Below are 23,979 nucleotides of genomic sequence, written 5' to 3' on the forward strand. Positions count from 1 at the left end.
CCTTTCGTTAATTAATCTCTCATGTTAATGTTTCTATTATTGGACACGAATGTAATTGCTTTTCATCTGGACATCGTTGTTTTAAGTCGTCTAACATAGTTTCAATTCGTTTTAAATCCTCTATTTGTTTTTGCACTTCCTTTTGTTTTTTAGAAACAAATTCGAACATATCTTGACAACGAACTTCATCTTTATCTACAACACCAAGTAATTTATAAATCTCGCTTAAAGAGAAACCAAGTTCCTGTATTCGTTTAATAAACCCAACACGCTTAACGTCATCATATGAATATATCCGATAACCAGCTTCCGTTCGGTGAGGTTCTTGTAATAAATTTTTTCGCTCGTAATATCTGATCGTTTCTTTATTAACTCCACATTTATCTGCAAACTCACTAATGCGATAAATCATCTTATTTCACCCCCTGAATATTATAAACCATGTACCATAGTACACGGTCAAGTAAATTGGACTATTTTATTTTTTTCCCAAAGTATCACTCGTATGTGATTGATACTTTTATATAATACTATTGATTATCCTAACATCCCACCAGAAAATCCGATTTAAACACCAGTTGTTTTTAAACTATTAAGAAAGTAATTCCACTATATATTCCGAAGACCCAAAAAACCATACGAATCAGTTAGATTCATTATCACAGTTCCCGTCATTAACATAGCCCTTAAAAGTTCAGGCAAAGAAATATCTAATGCGCTAGCCAAACGAATAAGATTTAATAGGGCGGGGTTACGCTCTCCACGTTCTATCATTCCGATATAAGTCCGGTACATATTCACTTTTTCAGCCAATGCTTCCTGACTTAAATCCTGGAGTTGTCTTAAATAACGAACATGTTTGCCAAATTGTTTTAAAATTTCTGATTTCATGATGACTATTCTTAATGTTTGCAAATTAAATTCCACATACAATAAGTATCAACTTTAGTTCTAATACAAAAGGCCGTCTGAAACCCTATATTCAGGTTTCAGACGGCCTTTTTAACTGCCCGATTTTATTCGCCGTAGTAGGCTTTGGTCAGGATTTCTTCCATATCGGCCACCATGGCGAGGCGTGGGTTGGCCGGGGTGCATTGGTCTTCAAAAGACATCATGGCCAGCTCTTTTCTGCCGTCGAGGAAGGTTTTCTCATCGATGCCCTGCTCTTTCAACGACATTTTGATGCCGACGTTGACCGCCAGTTCGTGGCAGGCGCGGGCGAAGGATTCGACACCTTCTACCGGTGTGCTGCATGGCAAGCCTAAAGTACGGGCGATTTCTTGATATTTCAGGTCGGCTTTGTAGTAGTTGTACTTCGGCCAAGTGGCGGTTTTCTGCGGACGCGTACCGTTGTAGCGGATGACGTGCGGCAGCAGGATGGCGTTGGCACGACCGTGCGGAACGTGATATTTGCCGCCGATTTTGTGTGCCATCGAGTGGTTGATACCCAAGAACGCATTGGCAAACGCCATGCCTGCGATGGTGGAGGCATTGTGCATATGCTCGCGCGCTTCGGGATCAGCCGCACCGTGTTTGTAGGAGCGTTCGAGGTATTGGAACACGAGCTTGATGGCTTGCAGGGCGAGGCCGTCTGTAAAATCGTTCGCCAGTACGGAAACGTATGCTTCTACGGCGTGAGTCAGTACGTCCAAACCGGTGTCGGCGGTTACGCCTGCCGGAACGGTCATGGTAAACGCAGGATCGACAATCGAAATGGTCGGTGTCAGCGAGTAGTCGGCAATCGGATATTTTTTGTCGCCATCGCTGATGACGGTAAACGGTGTCACTTCGGAGCCTGTGCCCGATGTGGTAGGGATGCCGATAAATTTGGCTTTGCGGCCCAATTCAGGGAAGCGGAACGCGCGTTTTCGGATGTCCATGAATTTTTGCACCAAGTCTTCAAAATCGACTTGCGGCTGCTCGTAGAAGAGCCACATGGCTTTAGCCGCGTCCATCGGCGAGCCGCCGCCCAGCGCGATAATGGTGTCGGGCTGGAAGCTGCGCATCAAATCCGTGCCTTTATAGACGGTTTGGACGCTCGGATCGGCTTCAACATCGGTAAACAGCTGGATGGTCACTTTGTTTTTGCGTTGATGCAGTTGGTGGGTGATTTTATCGACAAAGCCCAGATCAACCATCGAACGGTCGGTCACAATCATGACTTTTTCGCAGTCTTTCATGTCTTGCAGATATTGGATGGAATCTCGTTCAAAATAGATTTTGGCGGGCACTTTGAACCATTGCATGTTGTTTCTCCGACGGCCTACTTTTTTGATGTTTAACAGATTGACTGCGCTGACGTTGCCGCCGACGGCGTTTTTACCGTAAGAGCCGCAACCGAGGGTCAGAGAAGGCAGGAAGGCGTTGTACACGTCGCCGATGCCGCCGAAGGTGGAAGGCGAATTCCAAATCACGCGTAGGGCTTTGACGCGGGAGCCGAACGTTTTGACCAATTCTTCGTTAGCGGTATGGATGGCGGCGGAGTGTCCCAAGCCGTCAAAGGCAACCATTTCTTCGGCGAACTTCAAACCTTGTTCGGTCGAATCCGCCTTAATCATGGCCAAAACAGGCGAAAGTTTTTCGCGGGTCAGCGGCTCGTTCGGGCCGACTTCTCGGCATTCGGCGATGATGATGTTGGTTTTTTCAGGTACTTTAAACCCGGCCTGCTCAGCAATCCATGTTGCCGGTTTGCCCACTACCGCAGAATTGAGTTTCGCACCGCCGCAGCTGACGCAATTCGCCGTTACGCCGAAGATAAACTCTTCAAGCATGGCTTTTTCTTTTTTGTTGGCAAAGTACACGCCGTAGGATTTGAATTCTTCGGCCAACTCTTTGTAAATCTCTTTATCGGCAATCACCGCTTGCTCGCTGGCGCACACCATGCCGTTGTCGAAAGATTTCGACATCACAATATCGTGTGCTACCTGTTTGATGTCCGCCGTTTTTTCAACATAAGCAGGTACGTTGCCCGCCCCGACGCCGAGCGCAGGTTTGCCGCAAGAATACGCGGCTTCCACCATCGCATTGCCGCCTGTCGCCAAAATCGTTGCCACGCCCGGATGCTTCATCAGCGCGGAAGTGCCTTCCATAGACGGCTTTTCAATCCACTGGATACAGTTTTCCGGCGCACCGGCCGCAATCGCCGCATCGCGCACGATACGCGCTGCATGGGCGGAACACTGCTGGGCGGACGGATGGAACGAGAAAATAATCGGATTGCGGGTTTTCAGCGCAATCAAGGATTTGAAAATGGTGGTGGAGGTCGGATTGGTGGTCGGCACGATACCGCAAACCACGCCGACCGGATCGGCAATTTCAGTAATACCGGTTACATCGTTTTCGCTGATGACGCCTACGGTTTTCAAATCGCGCAGGCGGCGCACGACGTTTTCGCAGGCAAACAGGTTTTTCGTCGCCTTATCTTCAAACACGCCGCGTCCCGTTTCTTCCACCGCGTGCATGGCGAGCACACCATGTTTGTCCAGCGCGGCGATAGAGGCTTTGGCCACAATAAAGTCAATCTGCTCCTGATCGAGCTTAAGAAACTCGTCCAATGCCCGTAAACCCTTGTCAACCAGGCTGTTTACCTCGGCTACGGCTGGGCTGACGACGTTGTCGGCTGATGCGTTCATGGTGTATCTCCTTAATAAAAGGTGGCAATAAGGTCAATAAATTTTCACTACGATAACTATAGGTAATTTAGTTACATTTTGCTTTGACCTACATCACAAACCATGATTGAACTTTTCAGACGGCCATTTTATCGTTTATTCATTTTAATTCTTTGAAGTATAATATTTTTATCTACGCAAAAACAAAGACGGTTATTCTTCGTCGCTTTCCTCGATAATTAAGATAAAAACAGAAAATCGATGTATTAAAATTACAAACGTAAATGAAAAAGGCCGTCTGAAAATATTTTTCAGACGGCCTTTTTCATGTCTATCTTTTATTGGCTGATGTCTTCCAGCGTACGGCCTTTGGTTTCTTCACCCAATACCAAGATTACCGCCACAATCAGCAGCATAACCAGCGCGAACATCATAAAGATATTGCCGAAGCCGCCGCTGTTGCCCACCATCGCCGCCACCACTATGGGCGCGAGTATGCCGCCGATGCGGCCGATGGCGCCTGCCCAGCCGGATGCGAAAGCACGGAAGCGCAAGGGGTAGAGCTCAGGGGTGTAGGTGTACAAAACGCCCCATGCGCCCAAGTTGAAGAAGGACATCAGGCTGCCCCAAATCATGACTTCGGCAGCAGTGGTGCTTTGCCCGAAAAACCATGCGCACACGGCGCACGCGGCCAAAAAGCCTGCCAGCGTTGCTTTGCGGCCGATTCTTTCCACCAAAGCCGCGGCGGCAATATAGCCGGGCAGTTGCGCAACAATCATTACCAGCACATATTCAAAGGTTTTGACCACGGTATTGCCCTGCTCGACCAGCAGTTTGGGCAACCAAGTAAAAATGCCGTAATACGAAAACACAATGCCGAACCAAACCAGCCACATCATCAGCGTACGCCGTGCAAACGGATGTTGCCAAAGTTGGAAGAAGCGGATGCGTTCGCGCGGGGCAGCCGGTGCAGCAACGGCTTCTGTCGGCGGCGCTATGCCCGATTGAATTTCCAGCGCGGATACCAAACGGTGCGCTTCGTTGGTTTTGCCGCGGGAAAGCAGGTAAGGCACGGATTCGGGAACGAATTTCAACACCAACGGCACATAAAACAGGGGCAAGGCGCCGAATAAAAACGCGCTGTGCCAGCCGGTTTGCGGAATAAAGAAATAAGATACCAGCGCGGCCGAGAGCCAGCCCAAGCCCCAAAAGCTTTCCAGCAACACAATAAAACGGCCGCGTACTTTCGGCGGCGCATATTCGCTGACCAGCGACACGGCAACGGGCAGTTGGCCGCCCAAACCGACGCCGACAAAAAAGCGGCACACCAGCAAAACCGTCAAATCAGGTGCAAACGCACACAAACCTGTGGCAATGCTGTACACCACCATCGTGCCGGCAAAAACGGTTTTCCGTCCGAACCTGTCCGCCAGCCAGCCGCTGAATACCGCGCCCAGAGCCATGCCGACAAAGGCAATGCTGACAATCCAGCCCAACTGCGCCGGAGCCAGCGCCCAATCTTTGCCCAAAGCCGGCAATACAAACGATACCAAACCGGTATCCATGGCATCAAACAGCCAGCCTATTCCGACCAAGACCAGAAGTTTGTAATGAAAGTGGGAAGGCGGCAGATTGTGCAGCCGCGTCAGAATATCCATAGTTTCTTTCCTTTGTTTGTATGATTGAATTGGGTTTTAGCAATAAATGCTTTAATTTCAGTGACAAACCTGAAACCGAGACATTGTGTCGATTTTAACATTGGTACCATATGCAAAGAATAGGAAGCACGTGTTTTTTAGATATTTTTATCGCCAGAACCGTACGCCCTATTAAAACTCTGAATAAGGGTTCACGGCAGGCCGTCTGAAACCGATGGTCTGTTTTTCAGACGGCCTGCCGTTTTTTGCAAAGGCTTCATGCTTGGGTTATGATGTTTATTTGTAATATGTAAACAGATGATTGCCTGTTTTTACATAACAGGCCGTCTGAACAACGGAGAACGATATGAATGCGGTTGTAATTGCGGTCATCATCATGCTTGTGCTGTCTTTATCGCGCGTGCATGTGGTACTCAGCTTGGCTGTCGGCGCGTTTGTCGGCGGCTTGGTGGCCGGTATGCCTTTGGAGAATGTAACCAACGCGGCCGGCGATGTGGTGCAGCAAGGGATTATTCCTGTTTTTAACGAAGGTCTGAAAGGCGGGGCGCAAATCGCGCTGTCTTATGCCATGCTCGGCGCGTTTGCCATGGCCATCACGCATTCCGGTCTGCCGCAACAGCTCGCCGGCGTGATTATCCGCAAGCTCAACGGCGGCGAAGGCAATGCGAAAGGCGAAGGCGCGGTCAAATGGCTGCTGCTGGCGATTATTTTGTGCATGGGCGTGATGAGCCAAAACGTTGTGCCGATTCATATTGCGTTTATCCCGATGATTATTCCGCCGCTGCTGTTGGTGTTCAACCGTTTGAAACTCGACCGCCGCTTGGTGGCCTGCGTGATTACGTTTGGCTTGGTAACGACTTATATGTTCCTGCCTTACGGTTTCGGCGCCATCTTCTTGAACGACATCATGTTGGGCAATATCCGCTCGGCAGGCATGGACACCAGCGGCATCAATGTGATGCACGCAATGGCAATTCCGGCTTTGGGCATGGTGTCCGGCTTGCTGCTGGCCTTTTTGCACTACCGCAAACCACGCATTTATCAAAACAATACCACTGACACGGAAGACAACCGTGCGGCAGTGCAACAACAAGAGCCTTCAACCTATCGCAGCTTGGTAGCTGCCGTAGCGATTGCCGTGTGTTTTGCCATTCAGCTTTTGTATGATAGTTCGCTGGTATTGGGCGCGATGTTGGGCTTTGCCGTGTTTATGATGTTGGGCGTGATGAACCGCTCCGCTGCCAGCGATGTGTTCGGCGAAGGCATCAAAATGATGGCGATGGTCGGCTTTATTATGATTGCGGCGCAAGGTTTCGCCGCCGTCATGAACGCGACCGGCGAGATTCAGCCTTTGGTCGAACACAGCATGGCTTTGTTCGGAAGCAATAAAGGCATGGCCGCCTTTACCATGCTGTTTGTCGGCCTGCTGGTAACCATGGGCATCGGCTCGTCTTTCTCCACCTTGCCGATTATTACTGCGATTTATGTGCCTTTGTGCATCAGCTTGGGCTTCTCCCCAATGGCTACCGTGGCCATTGTCGGCACAGCAGGCGCGCTGGGCGATGCGGGTTCCCCCGCTTCCGACTCGACACTCGGCCCGACCATGGGTCTGAACGCCGACGGTCAACACGACCACATCCGCGATTCGGTTATCCCGACCTTTATCCACTACAATATCCCGCTGATGGCTGCCGGCTGGATTGCCGCGATGGTGCTGTAATATGAGCGATATTCAGGAATTGGAACACCGCATCACCGAGCTGGAAATTCAGACGGCCTTGCAGGAAGATTTAATCGGCAGCCTGAACAACACCATCGCCAAGATGCAGCAGGCTTTAGATTTGCAGCAAGGCCAGTTGCGGCTTCTGTATCAACGGATGCAGGACAAAGGCGCAAACGGCGAACGCGAACCGTACAGCCTGCGCGATGAGATTCCGCCGCATTATTGATAAACTGAAAAAGGGCGTGTTTGATACATGCCCTTTTCTTTCATAACAAAGGCCGTCTGAAAGTCAATCAAACTTTCAGACGGCCTTTTAAACAATCAAACCTTACAAACAAGCCAATTCGTTGGCCATTTGCTGCTCGACGGTTTCACGTTGGCGGATAAGTTTGCATTCGTTGCCGTCAACCAATACTTCCGCCGCACGATTGCGCGTGTTGTAGTTGCTCGCCATGCTTGAGCCATACGCACCGGCGCTGCGGATAAGCAGCAAATCCCCTTCTTCACAGGCGATGGTGCGGTCTTTGCCAAGAAAGTCGCCGGTTTCGCAAATCGGGCCGACGATATTGGCCGTCAGAGGCTCAATGTCTTTGGTTTCGACCGCTTCGATGTGATGATAGGCATCATAAAGCGCCGGACGCATCAAATCGTTCATCGCCGCATCGACCATCACAAAGTTTTTCTCTTCGCCATGTTTGACGAATTCGACGCGCGTCAACAACGCACCTGCATTTCCGACCAAGCTGCGGCCGGGCTCAAGAACCAGTTTCAGACGGCGTGTACCCATCAGTTTTTGAACGGCTTGGGCATACGCGCCCAAATCAGGCACATTTTCATCTTGATAAACAATGCCGACACCACCGCCCAAGTCCAAGTGTTCTAACACAATGCCTTCAGCTACCAGTTGGTCAACCAAGGCCAAGATACGTTCGCAGGCTTCGACAAGCGGGCTGAGGTCGGTCAGTTGCGAGCCGATATGGCAGTCGATACCGACAATTTTCAAATGGCTTTGTCGGGAAGCATGACGATAAGCCTCAAGCGCATCGGCATAGGCAATACCGAATTTGTTGGCTTTCAGGCCGGTGGAGATATAAGGATGAGTTTTAGCGTCGACATCAGGGTTGACACGCAGGGAAACCGGAGCGACTTTACCCAAACGCGCGGCAACCTTTTGAATACGGTCGATTTCGGGAATGCTTTCCATATTGAAGCATTTCACGCCTGCATTCAACGCAAATTCAATTTCTGCCTCACTCTTGCCCACACCGGAAAAAATCGTTTTCGCCGCATCGCCGCCGGTCGCCAAAACACGCGCCAACTCGCCGCCGGACACAATGTCAAAACCGCTCCCCAACGAAGCAAAGTGCTTGATGATGCTCAGGTTACCATTCGCTTTCACTGCGTAGCAGACAAGCGGATTTAAAGCGGAAAACGCGGTTTGGTAGTTTTCAAATGCCTCGATCAGCGCAGATTTGCTGTACACATAAAGCGGCGTACCAAACTCTTCGGCAAGGTGTGTATAAGGGAGTTGTTCGCAGAATAAGGTCATGTTTCTGAAATCTTTTTTAATCGTTGGTTTGAGTGGTTGGTTCTTTGGCCGTATCGAATTTCAAGCCGGTTTGAATCACGCCGAAGCGCGCCTTGTCGCCTTCTTTGGGCAGGTAGAGGTCGCCTTTGTAGCCGCAGGCAGAGAGCAGCAGAGCCGTTGCCGCTGCAAAAAATACGCCGTATTTCATCAGTAAAACTTTCTTCATCATTACGAATGTGGCAAGATTCGGTATCTTAAACAAAAACCACACAAAAAGCCATGATGACCGAAAGCGAATTCATCCGCATGAGCGAAGAATTATTCGAACACATCGAAGACCAAATCGACGAAAACGGCTGGGATTTCGACTGCCAGTTTGCCGGAAACGTCCTGACCATCGAAGCGGCGGACGGCACGCAAATCATCGTCAACCGCCACACGCCCAACCAAGAATTGTGGATTGCAGCCAAAAGCGGCGGCTACCATTTCGCCGAGCAAAACGGCAAATGGCTGGCAACACGCGACAGCCGTGATTTCTACGATGTTTTGAACGAAGCACTGAGCGCGGCTTCGGGCGAAGCAGTTGAGATTGCGGAATTGTGATTCAGTCTTCAAATATCCCTAGCTAAAAATCTATTTACCTCAAAGGACACCCAAATGCCCCTACTAGACAGTTTCAAAGTCGACCACACCCGTATGCACGCCCCTGCCGTACGCGTGGCAAAAACCATGACCACGCCCAAAGGCGACACCATTACCGTGTTTGACCTGCGTTTCTGCATTCCCAACAAAGAAATCCTGCCTGAAAAAGGCATTCACACGCTGGAGCACCTGTTCGCCGGTTTTATGCGCGACCACTTAAACGGCAACGGCGTCGAAATCATCGACATTTCCCCGATGGGCTGCCGTACCGGTTTCTACATGAGCCTCATCGGTACGCCCGACGAGCAAAAAGTGGCCGACGCATGGCTCGCTTCAATGCAGGATGTTTTGACCGTTCAAGACCAAAGCAAAATCCCCGAGCTGAACGAATACCAATGCGGTACTTACCTGATGCACTCGCTTGCCGAAGCACACGAAATCGCCCAAAACGTTTTGGCACGCAAAGTCGCCGTCAATAAAAACGAAGAGCTGACATTGGACGAAAGCCTGTTGAACGCTTAATCCACCATGACAGCAAAGGTCGTCTGAAACTTTATATGACAAGTTTCAGACGGCCTAAGACCTTTTATTCCAATTTTCAACCTTTCAGCCACAGTTTTTACACCGCCTAAAAATAAGTTGGCGGATGCTGACAGTGTACATAGTATAATTACACTTTGAACAAACAACCTGATTCTATTGCCTTTATGAAACAGTTTTTCTGCAAAACCGCCATTGCCCTCAGCCTGACCCTCCCCGCCGCCGCCAACGCTGCCGAGTATGTCTGCAATGTTGAAGGCATTACCGTTTATACCTCACACCAGATCAACAATACCTGCCGCGTTACCGATTCGTACAGTCCAGTAGAAACAAATGTATTTCAAACAAACGCTGAGCAGCTAAATTTGAATTCGACTCTTACAGAACAACAAACAGATCCGAAATTGGTTGGAACACAGAACATTTTCGATAAAACAGGAGTAACAAACCAAAAAACTACTAGATCAACGGCTGATCACTATGTTCCTGTTATAGAAACACAAACGGCAATAGCTCCTGTTGAAACCAAGCAATATCCCGTTAATACTTTCGCCATATTCAATACCACACCTGTTGTTCAAATATACCCCTCTGCACCTATCGCTCAGGCACAAACTACCCCTCAGGAAAGTCATAGATCGGATAGCTTTTTCTCTCCTCATACCGAGCAGATATCTACCCAAACTCTCGCCGCCCCGAACGTGCACACTGACCAAGCTACCACCACCCAATTCCTGAATCATTCTCTAGATTTGGAGCCATTGGACAACAAGACAGCAAAAAGTACAACAGCCGAAGAACCGGCCACAACTGAAGTTACACACACAGAACAAACTGTTTCCAAAACATCGATAAACCGCACAACCAATATTAAAAAAACAGTAACCAAACCACTTAACGCTGAAAACTCTTCTGCATCGTCCGACAAAACCAATATATTAACAGGATCTACAACCGAGATTTTCGCACTGACAGACTCGGTCAAGCCGACCGAACCCATACCAGCGGCAGCAACTCCAACGAAGCCTACCAAAACCCCATTGCCCAAAGCATATGGACCAACCACTGATGCACTCTTCAGCGATAAAGATGTCGATAACGACATCAAAATTCTGCTAAATGGTCCGATCGGTGGCGTTACCAATACTGCCGCAGCTGCTAATCCGCGTCTGAATATCCTCCTACGCAACAGCATACAGAAACGCCAGGCCAAGCAAAATAGCCAGCAAGACATCCGCCGCAAAGCACCGATTCGTACCATTCCTGCAACCATTGCTGCACCACAACCCAAACCTAAAGAAACACGTAAACAGGTATTACAAGGGGAAATTCGCAACGAACAGGCCGCCATTACCCGCCTTCAAACACAGCTGAATGCGGCCAAACAAAAAGGCGATCAAATTAAAATCCAACAACTGACCCGTACCATCAACGCCCGTCAAGCGAATATCCGCGCTATTCAAGGTGAGATGTCTCGTTGATTGGTTTTTATACAAAAGGCCGTCTGAAAATATTTTCAGACGGCCTTTTTAATGGCTTATAACCTATTTACTTCAACAAACAAACTCATTCTCTAAAATCATTTTCCCCATCACGCCAAAGTATATTTCTTCACATCCCTACCCTCGTGCGCCATTACTGCTTCTAGCCAATCGGCGATATTTTGCCAATAATATTGCGGCTTTTCAGACGGCCTATCAGTCTGAGTACCTTCATCATTCAACACAACGGGAACACCCTGCTCTGCACCGTTTTCAAGCAAAATCCAAATACTGCCTTCATGGGTATCGGCACGGACTGCTTGATGTTCATATGCCCAACCAACCGCAGCTTGTCCGCCATTTTGCACAGATTGCATCGCCAGTAATAATGGATGAAAGCAAGTATCCATATTATTGTCGGCAACAACGACCAAAGTTGCACCATGCGTGCCTAAAGCTTGCGCGGCATGAAAAACGGGGGAGTTGTGCAGGTTGGCAATAAAGTCAAACGGCATCGCGGCGTGATGGTTCAGCACATTGTCTGCCATTTTTTCAAACACGGATGGCGAAGAAAACGGCGTACCGAGAAAAACAGCGCAATCAGAGCAGATTTCGCTTTGTTCCTTCAGTTGCCCTGCACCAAGCGCGGCAATCAAACTCAAACGGCTGAGGCGGCGGGTATCTATACCGCTTTGCTGCTTTAAGGTTTGTTTGAGGATTTTGCCGCTGGTGCCGGCGTCAGTATCAAAACGCACAGCGGCAGTAATACGGATATTAGAATTTACGGTTGCCATTGCCATACCAAAGATGTGTTGCTGCCGCCAAAACCAAATTGATTGGCCAAACAAAAAAAACCGCCTTTTTGTGAAGCCGCGCATTCGGAAAAACGAATTTCCCGCCCCTGATAATCGCTGCTTCCACCTTGTTTTAAAGCGGATAAAAGCAGGGCTGTTTCAAGGGCTGCCGTTGCGCCAAGCGTGTGTCCGATTTGCGGCTTGAATGCCATCAAAGGGGGCAGTGTACCGAATATATTTTCCAGTGCGGCCAATTCGGCGGCATCGCTGTCAGCCGTGCCGATGCCGTGTGTTTTAACGACCGCAATGCTTTCAGGAGCGATGCCTGCAACACCCAAAGCGCGTCGCATCACCTGCTCTTGTGCTTGGCCATCGCTTTGAATCAGGTCATTGCCTGTATTGGCGGCGTGTCCGATAAGTTTCAGACGGCCTGAAGAAGATTCGGGAGCAGCGGAAGATAAAGCAAGCGCGGCAACACCTTCGCCTAAAATCAAACCATTTCCGCCAAAAGGCCGATACTGCTCGGCCAGCAAACCCAAGCTGTGAAAATGCAGCAAAGTCAGCCGGTTGAGGTTTTCAATACCAAGCACAAAGGCGCGCTCCGCCCCGCCGCGCAAACAATTATCCGCCTGAATCAGCGCATGGGCAGATGAAGTGCAGGCAGTAGCGAAACTGAAAATCTGCCTATTGCCGCTGCGCCGGCGCAAATCTTCGGCAAGATAAAGCAGATTGTGTTCCTCTACCGCCCTATTACCCGCAAAATGGCGGTTTTCATATTCGGAGATGGAATAGGAACTGGAACCGATAAACACCGGCGCATCATGCCAGCTTTCAGACGGCCAGCCTGCATTTTCGGCGGCTCGGCGCAAATGTTGTTCGGCAATATTCGCAAATTCCTTCCGCCCCAAACTGTCGCCGGCGAATGCACGAAAATAAGCAGCCTGCTGCGGTTGATTTAAAAACATATAAGACACCGTATCAGGACGTCTGAAATCCGTTTGCGGATTCAAGGCAGAAGTGGCCGCCGTACCGCAAACCCAACTCACGCGCCATGCTCCGCACGGATAAACGCCGCCAAATCGCGTACGCACATCATATGTTTGCGCACCATCCGGTCGCCCTGTAGGCGCACTTGGAAATACTGTTGCAAGGCAACGCTGATTTGCAGCGCATCAAGCGAATCCAAACCGACCGGACTGTCATCGCCAAACAAAAGTGCATCGTCGGTGAAATCATCCATATCCACATCGTCGGCCTTATCGGCTTCTTGCACGATTAACTTTTTCAATTCCGCTTCCAGCTCGTGCTCGGCCAGTGTAAAGGTGTAAGACATTTTTTAAACTCCCATTTTTATATCATGAAGCAACAACTTGTTTGAGCGAAACTCGTTACACTCGTTTTAGCGAAACTCGCTACGCTCGTTTTCAGACGGCCTGAACTTTATGCAAAATCGCCCCAAAGCGTCTGCATGGCGGCAATGGCCGCAAGTGAAGCGGTTTCGGTGCGCAACACCCGTTTGCCAAGCGTAACGGATTGAAAACCGGCATCAAATGCCTGTTGCTCTTCCTTCTCCGTCCAGCCGCCTTCCGGGCCGACCATAAACACGACTTTGCCGGATTGAGGCCGAACATCGCTCAGTTTTTGTGCGCGGTTCAAGCTCATTAACAGTTTGGTCGTTTCCTGCGGCAACTGTTGCAATGCCTGTGCATAAGTCGTCAGCGGCAAAACCTTCGGCACAATATTGCGGCCGCTTTGTTCACACGCTGAAACAACGATTTCCTGCCAACGCGCCACCCGCTTTTCAGCGCGTTCGCCGCTCAAGCGCACGACACAGCGTTCGCTGATAACTGGGCAAATTTCTGCCACGCCCAATTCCACGCTTTTCTGCAAAGTGAAATCCATGCGCTCGGCGGCAGATACCGCCTGTACCAACGTAATGTTCAGCGGCGATTCGTTGTCCGTTGCCTCTTCCCGCAAAATCCGCACGCTGGCTCGGCGTTTTTCCAAAACTTCTGGCAAAGCCGGATATGCCTTGCCATTGCCGTTGAACAACACGATTTCTTCCGTATTTTTCACGCGCAATACATTCAGATGGCGCACCACATTATCGGGCAATTCGACCACGCTGTCGGGGCTTAAGGCAAAATCAACATAAAATCGGGGCATGGTTTCCTGCTTTATTCATGTATATAATTTAAATTTAAAATTTCATGAATGAAGTTGAAACACGGCGACATGCTCCTGCCTGATTTCGATTTCATCCACTATAATTTGAGAACTTCCCGAATTTTAATCTACTGTCACGCAAAACTGCAAAAAACAAGGATACGCCGTGCTATACCGTTTACAGAAAGTCGTCCGCCACATCGCCCAAACCGAAGTCATGCCGCGTTTTCTGAACACGCCGTCACGACGCAAGGAAGACGGATCGGTTTTGAGTGAAGCAGATTTGGCCGCACAAACCGCTTTTGCCGCCGCCCTTCCCTTATTGGAGGATTGTCCGATGTTGGGCGAGGAAATGAGCGTTCAGGAACAAACCCGTTTGTGGAACGAACATTCAGATGGCCTATGGATTGTCGACCCTATCGACGGCACAAACAACTTCGTCAACGGTTTGCCGCATTTTGCCGTATCCGTCGCACTGGTTAAAAACGGCCACGCCGAATTGGGCGTGATTTACAATCCGGTCAGCGGCGAATGTTTCTACGCCGAACGCGGCAAAGGCGCATTTCTCAACGGCACGCCGCTGCCGCTGCGTTCCGAAAACAAAAAACTCAACGAATCCATTGCCGGCGTAGAAATCAAATACCTGCGTTCGGGCAAACTCGCCAGTCGCATGAATACCCTTGCCCCATTCGGCACAATCCGCAGCATGGGCAGCAGCACGCTCGATTGGTGCTACCTTGCCAGCGGCCGCTACGATATTTACATCCACGGCGGACAAAAGCTGTGGGACTACGCTGCCGGCGCATTGATTTTTGAAGAAGCCGGCGGCTGCCTGACCACTTTGGAAGGCGACGATTTTTGGAGCGGCGAACATGTATTTAAGCGTTCCGTCATCGCCGCATTGCAACCCGAGCTGTTTCAGCAATGGGTGAAATGGATTCGAGAAAATCAGTAAAAATACCGTTTATCTTCAAAAAATCACGATTATCTTGCAACTTATTGAAATTATTTCACTTCTTAACAGCATTTAATACTAAAAACGGTAGAATATTAATCGCTGACACAACACCGCTCTTTCATCCCTTTTGGGCGGTGCAGCAAGTAAGACGTTTTCCCGCAATGTATTGGCCATTCATACTTCTCCCTTAGTATGAATGGTTTTTTTTATCTGCAAAAACAGCTCAGGCCGTCTGAACATTCAGACGGCCTGTTTACACTACTATTTGAAAAACTGTCCGCAACACGCCTTAAACTTTTTGCCCGAACCGCACAAACAAGGCTGTTTCATCGTCGGCAAAGCAACGGTCGGATCAATAAAGTACCAACGCCCGTCTATTTTCACGAACGCCGACAATTCATGATGGCACTCAGTTTGCCCATTCTCCTCAAAATACGCCTCAAACTCGACCAAAGCATGCAGTTTGCCAAACGGCACATGACGGATAACCTTCAATCCCGACCACTGCGTCTGCTTACTCCACGACGCCAAATCCTGCTTGTCCAACAAATTCTGCTGCGCAGGGACAGTCGTGTCCACGATATAGTCGATTTCCTGCAAAACATACGCACTGTAACGCGAACGCATCAACTCTTCCGCCTTCGAGGCCGCCGCCTCACACGCATGAAACGGTGCGCAACATTCCGTATAAACACGTCCCGACTGACAGGGACAAAGTGTAGCCGTCATTCCTAATTACCCGAATAAATCCATTTCAAAATTATAACGCAAACCCGGCTCAGGCCGTCTGAAAACGAGCGTAGCGAGTTTCGCTAAAATAAGCAAAGCGGGTTTCGCCAAAATAAACGCAACAATCTGATATAATGCGCCTTTTCGATTTTGACTATCCATGATGAACATTCCCATCCAAAGCATCAGCCGCCTGTTGCCGCAAACCCAATGTCGTGAGTGCGGCTATGAAGGCTGCCTACCCTATGCGCGCGCCCTGTCGGTAGGAGAAGCGCCGGTAAACCTGTGCGCGCCGGGTGGGGAAACCGTCATGAAAGATATTGCCGACCTGTTGGGCAAACCCTACCTCGCCCAGGCAAAAACACAAATCAAAGCCGTAGCCCTGATTGACGAGGCCGTCTGCATCGGTTGTACCGCCTGCATCCGCGCCTGCCCTGTCGATGCCATTATGGGCGCGTCCAAACTGATGCACACCGTCATCAGCGACGAATGCACCGGCTGCAGCTTGTGCGTTACCCCCTGCCCCGTCGACTGCATCGACATGGTTCCCGTATCGCAGCCCTTCCTGCCGTCCGCACGCCGTTTCAGCACCTCTGCCGAACCGCGCTTTGCCGCCGCCGAACACGCACAAAGCCGTTTCGAACGCCATACCGCGCGCAAACAGCGCGACGATGCCGAACGCAAAGCCCTGCTGGCGCAACGCGAAGCCGCCGTCAAAGCCAAACAGGCCGCACAGGCACAAACCCAAACAGCCGCACCAAGCGCCGCATTCAACCCCATGGATTTGATTGCCAAAGCCATGGCAAAAGCGCAATCGCAACAGGACAAACTCGTCTCCTCCGACAACCGCGAAGACTTCAAAGCGCGCCAAATCGAAGAAGCCAAAGAACGCGCCGAACTGCGCCGCGCCCAACGTGATGCCAAATACGGCAACGAAGCCGAAAAAGCCGCCGCCATCGAATTTCTGCGCCGCCACAAAGCCGAGCAGGAAGCGTCCAAAGAAGCGCGCTGATTTCCAAAACAACAAACCATTCCGACCGCTTCAGGCCGTCTGAAAACATTGCACGAAAACCAATAACTTTATGACCATACAAGAATTTCCACACCAGCATACCGCCCATTGCGAAAGCGGTGTGATGTCCACCCTGCTCAAATACCATGGCCACAATTTAGACGAAGCCATGATTTTCGGCATTGCCCACGCACTGACGTTTGTCTGGATGCCGCTGATCAAATTAAACGGCATGCCGCTGGTTTCCTACCGTACCGCGCCGCGCAGCATCATCAAAAACACCTGCAAAGCATTGGGGCTGAAATTATCCGTCCGCAAATTTTCCGACGCACAAAGCGGACAAGCCGCATTGGATGCCGCGCTGTCCTCAGGCAAGCTGGCAGGTTTGCAAACCTCCGTCTTCTGGCTGCCCTACTTCCCGCCGCAAATGCGCTTCCATTTCAACGCACACAATCTTTTAGTGTACGGCAAAGACGGCAACGACTACCTCATCAGCGACCCCGTATTTGAAACCGTACAACGCTGCGCTGCCGAAGATTTGCAGCGTGCACGCTTTGTCAAAGGCGTATTGGCGGCAAAAGGCATGATGTACACCTTGGAAGACAACAGGCCGTCTGAAAAAATCATGGCAGACTTGCCCGCCATTATCCGCAAGGCCATACGCAAAAACGCCAAACATATGCTCGCGCCAGTCTTTTTCATCGGCGTAAAAGGCATCCGTACGCTGGCCAAAAAAATCGAATCCCTGCCTGCCAAACAAAATGACAAATACCAAAAACTGTTTCTCGGCCATTTGGTGCGGATGCAGGAAGAAATCGGTACCGGCGGCGCAGGTTTCCGCTATATCTACGCCTACTTCCTCGAACAAGCCGCCCATATCTGCAACGAACCTGCATTTCAGACGGCCTCGGAACAAATGACCTCCATCGGCGACCAATGGCGTCAATTCGCAGCCATGTGCGTGAAGCAGTGCAAAAAGCCGTCTGAAAACGGCTGCCGCAACATCGCTGAATTTCTGCGCAAAATTGCGGATGATGAAGAAGCGTTATGGCGGGGATTATTGAAATAATGGGGTTATGCGGTAGCGAGAAATTTTCTGTGCCCGTTTGTACACAGATGACCTAATGCCGCCTTTGTCAATGATTTCACTATGCTCCATCCATACTAAGGCCGTCTGAAACCATGATTCACATCCAATCCCTCTCCCACCGTTATCCCAAAGCCGAAATTGCCGCGCTGGACAATGTGTCGTTCGATATTGCCGACGGCGAATGTTTGGGGCTGCTCGGTCACAACGGTGCGGGGAAAACGACGCTGATGTCGCTTTTGGCAGGCTTGCAGGAAGTACGGCAGGGCGAAATTTTGTTTGACGGCAAGCCGTTGCGCCTATTAAGCCGCAGCGAGCGGCAGAAAATCGGTTTGGTGCCGCAGGATTTCGCGTTTTATCCGCAGCTTTCGGTGTGGGACAACCTGCTGTTTTTCGCCTCGCTTTACAAAGTGCGCGACAAAGGCCGTCTGAACGCGCTGTTGGAACAGACCGACCTGACCGCCCACAAAAACAAGGCGGCAAAGCATCTTTCGGGCGGGCTTAAACGTCGTCTGAATTTTGCCATCGGTCTGATTAACACGCCGCAACTGGTGTTCCTCGACGAAATCACGGTTGGCATCGACCCGCAGTCGCGCCGCTTTATCCTCGACAGCGTGGCGGATTTGACGCGGCAGGGGGTAACGGTGGTTTACACCTCGCACTATCTGTCGGAAATCGAGCAGCTTTGCGGCAAAATCGCGCTGCTGCAACACGGCAAACTGGTGTACCACGGCGGTTTGGACGAGCTTCTAAGCACGCAAACCGGTGTCGTGCGTTTTACCGTCGAACCGCCACTGCCGCCTCAAACGCTAGCCGCTTTGGGTGCAAAGCAAGTGGACAGCCGCGGCATGATGGAAACGGCGCACGATGCCGCCGCCGTTTACGCCGCCCTGCAACAAAGCGGCGCGCAAATCCGCTACTTCCAGCAGGGACACGGTTCGCTAGAAACGTTTTACCTTGATTTCCTGCGCAAAGACGAACCGGCAACAGATAAGCAAAATCCACAATGACGATTTCCTCCCTCCTCAAAGAACTCAAACTGCTCTGCCGCGACCTGCACGGTTTGGCCGTGTTGTTTGTGATGCCCATCGCCTTCATGCTGATTATGTCGTTGGCGCTGAGCCGCGACCAAGATCCGCACAACGACAGCCGCATCGCGCTGGTTGGCGTAGCAAACGACAGTATCAATACCGCGCTGGCCGCCGCGCTGGAGAAAGAACAAATCCATGTCACACTGATGCCGTCTGAAAAACTGACCGACGCGCAAAACGGCCTACACGACAAACGTTTCCAACTGGTGCTGCACAACCCGAACCCCGCTTCCGGCAAAATCGCCGACGACAAAGCCCTGCAAATCTATGTACCGCCCGATACCGAGCCTTCATGGCTGGCGGCTGTCAAAGGCGTTTTGCAGCAGCACTACACTGAAACGCGGCTGGACACTTATTTCGACAACAACGACGGCATCAAAATCGACAATAAAAAACTGCCCCGCGCCATCCGCAAAGACATCCAGAAAAAAGTGGATGAAAAAAACGACGAACAATTTGCCGCCGTGCGCAGCTTTTTAGATAAGAAAATGCTGGAAGAGCATTACCTGAGCGCAGGCAGCGGCACAGTGGAAAAACCCAACGCCGTACAGCACAGCGTCCCCGCATGGCTGATTTTCGGTATGTTTTTCATTATGATACCGCTATCGAACGTCATGGCGCTGGAACGCCAGAACAACACCATTACCCGCTTACGTCTCGCCCGCGCCTCCGCATCCGGCCTGATTGCTGCGAAACTTATCCCCTATTTCCTGATTAACCAGCTTCAGTTTGTCGGAATGCTGTTGCTCGGCCGCTACCTGCTGCCCGAAATCGGCGTGCCCGCCCTCATACTCAACGGCAGCCTTGTTCCCTACGCGCTACTGTCCGCCGCCGTCAGCGCCGCCGCACTCGGCTACGCGCTGTTAATCAGCGTCTGCGCCAAATCCACCGAACATGCCGTCGTCCTCGGCGGCGGCGGCATCATCCTGATGGCGGCAATCGGCGGCATTATGGTACCCGCCCACGTCATGCCCGAAACCATGCAGCAACTCACTTGGATTTCCCCGATGGCTTGGGGCTTGAAGGCTTTTCAGGAATTGCTGCTCAACCGCAGCGGACTGGACGGAATCGGCCGTTATCTGCTTTTATTGTCTGCATTCTCTTTTGCCACGCTGACTGCTGCCGTATTGGTTTATCGTAGGCAGTTGCAGACGCAGGTAAGGTTTTAAACGTTTGTCTGCCCTAAGTAGAAAGCTTATTTCTCAAAAACATTCCTATAAAAAACTTCAGGCCGTCTGAAAGATATTTTCAGACGGCCTGATGCTTGATGCGCTATGGATTGTCTCAATAATAAAATATGCTCAATAAAATCCCAAAATCCAAACGTAAAAAAACCTACTTTTTTCAAAGTAGGTTTTCATATTTGGTGGGTCGTGAGCGATTCGAACGCTCGACCAACGGATTAAAAGTCCGCTGCTCTACCGACTGAGCTAACGACCCGATAAGCTGTGCATTATAGAGATGGGGTACACAGCTGTCAACACCTTTTTTAAATTTTTTTATTCGACAACGATTTTCGGGAAGCGGCTGCTGAAGTCTTTACCTTTATCGGCAATGGCCAGTGCAATTTGGAAGGCGGCTTCGGTGTAGATGTCGGCGATGGTTTGGTTGTTTTCAAACAAGGCCGAAGATGTGCCGCTATCCATAGCTTCGCGTACAGGCAGGCTTAATGGAAGTTGGCCAAGCAACGGTACATTCAAACGCTCTGCCAAGTTTTTGCCGCCTTCTGCGCCGAAGATTGCTTCGGCATGGCCGCAGTTGGTGCAAATATGGACAGACATGTTTTCTAAAACGCCCAAAATCGGGATATTGACTTTGTTGAACATATCCACGGCTTTGCGTGCATCAATCAGGGCGATGTCTTGTGGCGTGGTGACGACAACGGAGCCGGTCACGGGGATTTTTTGCGACAGGGTCAATTGGATATCGCCGGTACCGGGCGGCAGGTCGATGAAGAGATAATCGACATTGTCCCACTCGCTTTGGAACATAAGCTGTTGCAAGGCTTGGCTGACCATCGGGCCGCGCCAAACGACGGCTTGGTCGGTATCGACCAGGAAACCGATGGACATCACTTGAATGCCGCTTTCGGCTTCAACGGGAATGAGTTTTTTGTTTTGTTGGTCGGGTTTGCGGTCTTGTACGCCGAGCATGGTGGGCTGGCTTGGGCCGTACAGGTCGGCATCGAGTACGCCGACGCGCGCGCCCATTCTGGCCATTGCGGTGGCAAGGTTGGCTGTGGTCGTTGATTTGCCGACGCCGCCTTTGCCCGATGCAACGGCGATAATGTTTTTCACGCCTTTGATGGTTGCTACGCCGGGTTGAACTTTATGCGTACCGATTTCGGTATCGATACTCAAGTGAATGTGGGTATCGCCGGTATGCGAAATGACGGCTTCTTGAACGGCATTGGCAATGTCTGCGGCAATATGGGCAACTGGGAACGCGAATTTCAGGCCGATATGCAGGCCGTCTGAACGCTCTTCAAGGAGTGTAACGGCTTTTTCGCTGCCTAAGGTGCGCATTGTGTGGGGAATCAATACGGCATCGAGTGCGGTTCGGATGGCTGGGATATTCATAATCTGCCTCTTGAATGTGGGAAATTGTTTATGTGCGCGATTTGTCGTGCGACAAATCTGCCGAATTATACCCTTGAACGCCATGCAAGGGATACGCCCGAAAAACTTCAGGCTGCCTGAATCATCGGGCAGCCTGAAAAAAGGGTCAACTGAAACGCGGCCTTATTCGCTCAAGAGCGCAATGTCGGCAACTGCGTTCATTTGTTCTGCCAAGCGGTTCAACAGGTTCAAACGGTTTTGCTTCACGGCGGCATCTTCAGCCATTACCATCACGCCGTCGAAGAATGCATCGACTTGCGGTTTGACGGAAGCCAGCTCGGACAAAGCAGTTTGGAAATTGCCTTCGGCAACAGCGGCGGCAATTTTCGGCTGCAAACCTTGCGCGGCGGCATACAGGGCTTTTTCTTCGTCTTGTTGCAGCAGGCTTTCGTTAACCGCACCCAACTCGGCATCGGCTTTTTTCAGCAGGTTTTGCACGCGTTTGTTGGCGGCAGCGAGCGCGGCGGCTTCGGGCAGTTGTTTGAACGCGGCGACGGCTTGCAGTTTGGCATGGAGATTATATAGCTTATGAAACCAACGACTTACTCCCTGTTTACTTTCTTCAGGAGTTTGTTTCGGACCTTTCAAAACTGCTGAGATTACGTCTTGCGAATATTCATTTTGTAAAAGAATTGCTAAACGGGTCTCTATGAAAGAGGTTATTTTGGACAAAAAATGTCGCTGTTCCAAGGAATTTGCCATATCTTTCCAACCACGAGGAAAGGTTTTATATGTTTTATCAATTAACTTACCTAATCCTAATTCATCTCCTTTACACTCAGGTAACATTAGTATCCGCAAAATACCCAATGTGGCACGACGCAAGGCGTAAGGATCTTTATCACCGGTAGGAATTTGTCCAATACCCCAAATGCCAACTAAGGTTTCTAGCTTGTCGGCCAGCGCAACAGCGATAGCGATTTTGCTTTGAGGAAGATTGTCACCTGCAAAACGTGGCCAATAATGTTGCTCAATAGCTTCGGCGATTTCTTCGGTTTCGCCGTCCAAGCGGGCATAGTATTTGCCCATCGTGCCTTGCAGTTCAGGGAATTCGCCGACCATTTCGGTCACCAAGTCGGCTTTTGCCAAACGCGCGGCGCGTTCGGCTGCTGCGGCGTCTGCGCCCAAAGCTTCGGCGATGTAGGCGGCTATGATTTGTAGGCGCCCGATACGCTCGGCTTGCGAACCGATTTTGTTGTGGTAAACCACGCTGGACAATTTCGGCAGGCGGCTTTCCAAAGTCGCTTTTTGGTCTTGTTTGTAGAAGAACTCGGCATCAGACAGGCGCGCGCGCAAAACGCGTTCGTTGCCTTGGATGATATGCGACGGGTCTTCGGTTTGCAGGTTGGAAACCAGCAGGAAGCGGTTCATCAGCTTGCCGTTTGGATCGAGCAGCGGGAAGTATTTTTGGTTTTGCTGCATGGTCAGAATCAAGCATTCTTGAGGCACGGCGAGGAAGTGTTCTTCAAAACCGGCTTCCAATACCACAGGCCATTCGACCAATGCGGTCACTTCATCCAACAAGGCTTCATCGGCGGCAACGGTCGCGTTCAGACGGCCTGCCTGCTCGTTCAAGGCCGTCTGAATGGCGGCTTTGCGCTCGGCAAACGAAGCGACGACTTTGCCTTGCTCACGCATTTGCAAGGCGTAGCTGTCGGCGTTTTCAATGGTGATTTCGCCGTTGGAGAGGAAACGGTGACCCAATGTTTTGTTGCCGCTTTGCAGGCCCAAAACGCTGACATTTACGATGTCGCCGCCGTGCAGCACGATCAGGCTGTGTACAGGGCGCACGAAGGTAAATGTGCTGCTGCCCCAACGCATGACTTTAGGAATCGGCAATTTTTTCACTGCGGCATTGATGATGTCTTCCAAGAGCTCGCCCAGCGGTTTGCCGGTTTGGACGTATTCGTAGGCGTACACGTCTTGCTTGCCGTCGTTGATGATGGTCAGGTCTTCGATTTTCGCACCCGCACCGCGCGCAAAACCTTCCAAAGCCTTAGTCGGCGCACCGTCTTTCATAGCATTCGCCACGGCCGGGCCTTTTTTCACGATTTTTTGATCGGCTTGAACGGCTTTCACGTTTTTGATTTGAACGGCCAAACGGCGCGGAGAAGCGTAGGCAGTGTATTCGGCTGCGCCGTCAATCAGTTGCGCCTTTTCCAAGCCTTCGGCAACGGAAGCGGCAAAATGGTTGCCCAGATTATTGAGGGCTTTTGGCGGGAGTTCTTCAGTGAGAAGTTCGATTAAAAGGGTTTGGGTTGTCATGTGCTTATCGTTAAATAGGAAATTGGTTTGGCGTCTGAATACGGCATCATGCGGTTTTCAGACGCAAGGTTAATTG

Annotated in this window: 23 protein-coding genes and 1 tRNA gene; 10 read left to right on the forward strand and 14 right to left on the reverse strand. The window is 50.6% G+C overall.

Annotated elements, in window-relative coordinates:
* Positions 1-19: 19 nt before the first annotated feature.
* The 4 genes from merR to ACTHSW_RS00730 form a co-directional block, all read right to left on the reverse strand.
* A complete protein-coding gene (merR, locus tag ACTHSW_RS00715) occupies positions 20-412 on the reverse strand; it encodes an Hg(II)-responsive transcriptional regulator (protein ID WP_001863748.1) in 393 nt (130 codons plus the stop codon).
* 197 nt (positions 413-609) lie between these two features.
* Complete coding sequence (locus ACTHSW_RS00720) at positions 610-891, reverse strand: helix-turn-helix domain-containing protein (protein ID WP_070459603.1); 282 nt, start codon at positions 889-891, stop codon at positions 610-612.
* A gap of 125 nt (positions 892-1,016) precedes the next feature.
* Entirely contained in the window at positions 1,017-3,632 is a 2,616-nt protein-coding gene (gene adhE / locus ACTHSW_RS00725) for a bifunctional acetaldehyde-CoA/alcohol dehydrogenase (RefSeq protein WP_070459607.1), read from the reverse strand.
* A gap of 317 nt (positions 3,633-3,949) precedes the next feature.
* The gene (locus ACTHSW_RS00730; protein WP_107810952.1) at positions 3,950-5,269 is read right to left on the reverse strand and encodes an MFS transporter; all 1,320 of its coding nucleotides are present in this window, start codon (positions 5,267-5,269) and stop codon (positions 3,950-3,952) included.
* A 346-nt stretch (positions 5,270-5,615) separates the two neighbouring features.
* Here ACTHSW_RS00730 and ACTHSW_RS00735 point away from each other — a divergent pair, with 346 nt between their 5' ends.
* Complete coding sequence (locus tag ACTHSW_RS00735) at positions 5,616-6,989, forward strand: Na+/H+ antiporter family protein (protein WP_070459610.1); 1,374 nt, start codon at positions 5,616-5,618, stop codon at positions 6,987-6,989.
* Position 6,990: 1 nt separating this feature from the next.
* The gene (locus tag ACTHSW_RS00740) at positions 6,991-7,218 is read left to right on the forward strand and encodes a SlyX family protein (protein ID WP_003684644.1); all 228 of its coding nucleotides are present in this window, start codon (positions 6,991-6,993) and stop codon (positions 7,216-7,218) included.
* 102 nt (positions 7,219-7,320) lie between these two features.
* Here the strand turns inward: ACTHSW_RS00740 and lysA are convergent, their stop codons facing one another.
* Both lysA and lptM read right to left on the reverse strand, forming a co-directional pair.
* Positions 7,321-8,541 (reverse strand): diaminopimelate decarboxylase, encoded by a 1,221-nt coding sequence (lysA, locus tag ACTHSW_RS00745; RefSeq protein WP_070459614.1) that lies wholly within the window; start codon positions 8,539-8,541, stop codon positions 7,321-7,323.
* A gap of 16 nt (positions 8,542-8,557) precedes the next feature.
* Entirely contained in the window at positions 8,558-8,749 is a 192-nt protein-coding gene (gene lptM / locus ACTHSW_RS00750; protein WP_003684659.1) for an LPS translocon maturation chaperone LptM, read from the reverse strand.
* A gap of 50 nt (positions 8,750-8,799) precedes the next feature.
* Between lptM and cyaY the strand changes: the two genes are divergently transcribed.
* From cyaY to ACTHSW_RS00765, 3 genes are all read left to right on the forward strand, one after another.
* Complete coding sequence (gene cyaY, locus ACTHSW_RS00755) at positions 8,800-9,123, forward strand: iron donor protein CyaY (RefSeq protein ID WP_070459616.1); 324 nt, start codon at positions 8,800-8,802, stop codon at positions 9,121-9,123.
* Between the two features lie 54 nt (positions 9,124-9,177).
* Positions 9,178-9,684: an S-ribosylhomocysteine lyase gene (gene luxS / locus ACTHSW_RS00760; RefSeq protein ID WP_004518928.1), complete on the forward strand. Its 507-nt coding sequence runs from the start codon at positions 9,178-9,180 to the stop codon at positions 9,682-9,684.
* A 155-nt stretch (positions 9,685-9,839) separates the two neighbouring features.
* Positions 9,840-11,183 carry a hypothetical protein gene (locus tag ACTHSW_RS00765; RefSeq protein WP_234396206.1) on the forward strand — a complete coding sequence of 448 codons (1,344 nt, stop codon included), beginning with the start codon at positions 9,840-9,842 and terminating at the stop codon, positions 11,181-11,183.
* Between the two features lie 110 nt (positions 11,184-11,293).
* On the opposite strand, the gene ACTHSW_RS00770 is transcribed toward ACTHSW_RS00765, so the two are convergent.
* From ACTHSW_RS00770 to ACTHSW_RS00785, 4 genes are all read right to left on the reverse strand, one after another.
* Positions 11,294-11,983, reverse strand: a complete 690-nt coding sequence (locus ACTHSW_RS00770) for a hypothetical protein (RefSeq protein WP_070459619.1) — start codon at positions 11,981-11,983, stop codon at positions 11,294-11,296.
* Complete coding sequence (locus ACTHSW_RS00775) at positions 11,965-13,023, reverse strand: beta-ketoacyl synthase N-terminal-like domain-containing protein (protein ID WP_070459620.1); 1,059 nt, start codon at positions 13,021-13,023, stop codon at positions 11,965-11,967. Before ACTHSW_RS00775 ends, ACTHSW_RS00770 begins: the two co-directional genes overlap by 19 nt.
* Positions 13,020-13,310 (reverse strand): acyl carrier protein, encoded by a 291-nt coding sequence (locus ACTHSW_RS00780; RefSeq protein ID WP_003748215.1) that lies wholly within the window; start codon positions 13,308-13,310, stop codon positions 13,020-13,022. The genes ACTHSW_RS00775 and ACTHSW_RS00780 overlap by 4 nt, the downstream gene beginning before the upstream one ends.
* A 107-nt stretch (positions 13,311-13,417) precedes the next feature.
* Complete coding sequence (locus ACTHSW_RS00785; RefSeq protein ID WP_070459623.1) at positions 13,418-14,143, reverse strand: 16S rRNA (uracil(1498)-N(3))-methyltransferase; 726 nt, start codon at positions 14,141-14,143, stop codon at positions 13,418-13,420.
* Between the two features lie 166 nt (positions 14,144-14,309).
* On the opposite strand from ACTHSW_RS00785, the gene ACTHSW_RS00790 reads away from it, so the two are divergent.
* Positions 14,310-15,098, forward strand: a complete 789-nt coding sequence (locus tag ACTHSW_RS00790; protein WP_003684681.1) for an inositol monophosphatase family protein — start codon at positions 14,310-14,312, stop codon at positions 15,096-15,098.
* A gap of 264 nt (positions 15,099-15,362) precedes the next feature.
* Here the strand turns inward: ACTHSW_RS00790 and ACTHSW_RS00795 are convergent, their stop codons facing one another.
* Positions 15,363-15,830, reverse strand: coding sequence for a YchJ family protein (locus ACTHSW_RS00795; protein ID WP_070459625.1), 468 nt, complete (start codon positions 15,828-15,830; stop codon positions 15,363-15,365).
* Positions 15,831-15,993: 163 nt separating this feature from the next.
* On the opposite strand from ACTHSW_RS00795, the gene ACTHSW_RS00800 reads away from it, so the two are divergent.
* The 4 genes from ACTHSW_RS00800 (at position 15,994) to ACTHSW_RS00815 (ending at position 20,189) form a co-directional block, all read left to right on the forward strand.
* Positions 15,994-16,842, forward strand: coding sequence for an RnfABCDGE type electron transport complex subunit B (locus tag ACTHSW_RS00800; RefSeq protein ID WP_199901400.1), 849 nt, complete (start codon positions 15,994-15,996; stop codon positions 16,840-16,842).
* 70 nt (positions 16,843-16,912) lie between these two features.
* The gene (locus tag ACTHSW_RS00805) at positions 16,913-17,911 is read left to right on the forward strand and encodes a BtrH N-terminal domain-containing protein (RefSeq protein ID WP_070459631.1); all 999 of its coding nucleotides are present in this window, start codon (positions 16,913-16,915) and stop codon (positions 17,909-17,911) included.
* 113 nt (positions 17,912-18,024) lie between these two features.
* Positions 18,025-18,939: an ABC transporter ATP-binding protein gene (locus ACTHSW_RS00810; protein ID WP_070459634.1), complete on the forward strand. Its 915-nt coding sequence runs from the start codon at positions 18,025-18,027 to the stop codon at positions 18,937-18,939.
* Entirely contained in the window at positions 18,936-20,189 is a 1,254-nt protein-coding gene (locus ACTHSW_RS00815) for an ABC transporter permease (RefSeq protein ID WP_070459637.1), read from the forward strand. The genes ACTHSW_RS00810 and ACTHSW_RS00815 overlap by 4 nt, the downstream gene beginning before the upstream one ends.
* Before the next feature lie 195 nt (positions 20,190-20,384).
* On the opposite strand, the gene ACTHSW_RS00820 is transcribed toward ACTHSW_RS00815, so the two are convergent.
* From ACTHSW_RS00820 to glyS, 3 genes are all read right to left on the reverse strand, one after another.
* Positions 20,385-20,460, reverse strand: a tRNA-Lys gene (locus ACTHSW_RS00820).
* 59 nt (positions 20,461-20,519) lie between these two features.
* Complete coding sequence (gene apbC / locus ACTHSW_RS00825; protein ID WP_070459640.1) at positions 20,520-21,599, reverse strand: iron-sulfur cluster carrier protein ApbC; 1,080 nt, start codon at positions 21,597-21,599, stop codon at positions 20,520-20,522.
* 162 nt (positions 21,600-21,761) lie between these two features.
* Complete coding sequence (gene glyS / locus ACTHSW_RS00830; RefSeq protein WP_070459643.1) at positions 21,762-23,903, reverse strand: glycine--tRNA ligase subunit beta; 2,142 nt, start codon at positions 23,901-23,903, stop codon at positions 21,762-21,764.
* Positions 23,904-23,979 lie beyond the last annotated feature (76 nt).

Source organism: Neisseria sp. P0008.S004, assembly GCF_051962755.1.
GTDB classification, from domain to species: domain Bacteria; phylum Pseudomonadota; class Gammaproteobacteria; order Burkholderiales; family Neisseriaceae; genus Neisseria; species Neisseria subflava_A.

Coding starts and splice junctions, on each gene's coding strand:
- ACTHSW_RS00810 (WP_070459634.1), top strand. CDS start 18,025: ATGATTCACATCCAATCCCTCTCCCACCGTTATCCCAAAGCCGAAATT.
- ACTHSW_RS00800 (WP_199901400.1), top strand. CDS start 15,994: ATGAACATTCCCATCCAAAGCATCAGCCGCCTGTTGCCGCAAACCCAA.
- cyaY (WP_070459616.1), top strand. CDS start 8,800: ATGATGACCGAAAGCGAATTCATCCGCATGAGCGAAGAATTATTCGAA.
- ACTHSW_RS00740 (WP_003684644.1), top strand. CDS start 6,991: ATGAGCGATATTCAGGAATTGGAACACCGCATCACCGAGCTGGAAATT.
- ACTHSW_RS00795 (WP_070459625.1), bottom strand. CDS start 15,830: ATGACGGCTACACTTTGTCCCTGTCAGTCGGGACGTGTTTATACGGAA.
- glyS (WP_070459643.1), bottom strand. CDS start 23,903: ATGACAACCCAAACCCTTTTAATCGAACTTCTCACTGAAGAACTCCCG.
- lptM (WP_003684659.1), bottom strand. CDS start 8,749: ATGATGAAGAAAGTTTTACTGATGAAATACGGCGTATTTTTTGCAGCG.
- adhE (WP_070459607.1), bottom strand. CDS start 3,632: ATGAACGCATCAGCCGACAACGTCGTCAGCCCAGCCGTAGCCGAGGTA.
- ACTHSW_RS00720 (WP_070459603.1), bottom strand. CDS start 891: ATGAAATCAGAAATTTTAAAACAATTTGGCAAACATGTTCGTTATTTA.
- ACTHSW_RS00770 (WP_070459619.1), bottom strand. CDS start 11,983: ATGGCAATGGCAACCGTAAATTCTAATATCCGTATTACTGCCGCTGTG.
- ACTHSW_RS00780 (WP_003748215.1), bottom strand. CDS start 13,310: ATGTCTTACACCTTTACACTGGCCGAGCACGAGCTGGAAGCGGAATTG.
- merR (WP_001863748.1), bottom strand. CDS start 412: ATGATTTATCGCATTAGTGAGTTTGCAGATAAATGTGGAGTTAATAAA.
- ACTHSW_RS00730 (WP_107810952.1), bottom strand. CDS start 5,269: ATGGATATTCTGACGCGGCTGCACAATCTGCCGCCTTCCCACTTTCAT.
- apbC (WP_070459640.1), bottom strand. CDS start 21,599: ATGAATATCCCAGCCATCCGAACCGCACTCGATGCCGTATTGATTCCC.
- ACTHSW_RS00785 (WP_070459623.1), bottom strand. CDS start 14,143: ATGCCCCGATTTTATGTTGATTTTGCCTTAAGCCCCGACAGCGTGGTC.
- ACTHSW_RS00815 (WP_070459637.1), top strand. CDS start 18,936: ATGACGATTTCCTCCCTCCTCAAAGAACTCAAACTGCTCTGCCGCGAC.
- ACTHSW_RS00735 (WP_070459610.1), top strand. CDS start 5,616: ATGAATGCGGTTGTAATTGCGGTCATCATCATGCTTGTGCTGTCTTTA.
- lysA (WP_070459614.1), bottom strand. CDS start 8,541: ATGACCTTATTCTGCGAACAACTCCCTTATACACACCTTGCCGAAGAG.
- ACTHSW_RS00805 (WP_070459631.1), top strand. CDS start 16,913: ATGACCATACAAGAATTTCCACACCAGCATACCGCCCATTGCGAAAGC.
- luxS (WP_004518928.1), top strand. CDS start 9,178: ATGCCCCTACTAGACAGTTTCAAAGTCGACCACACCCGTATGCACGCC.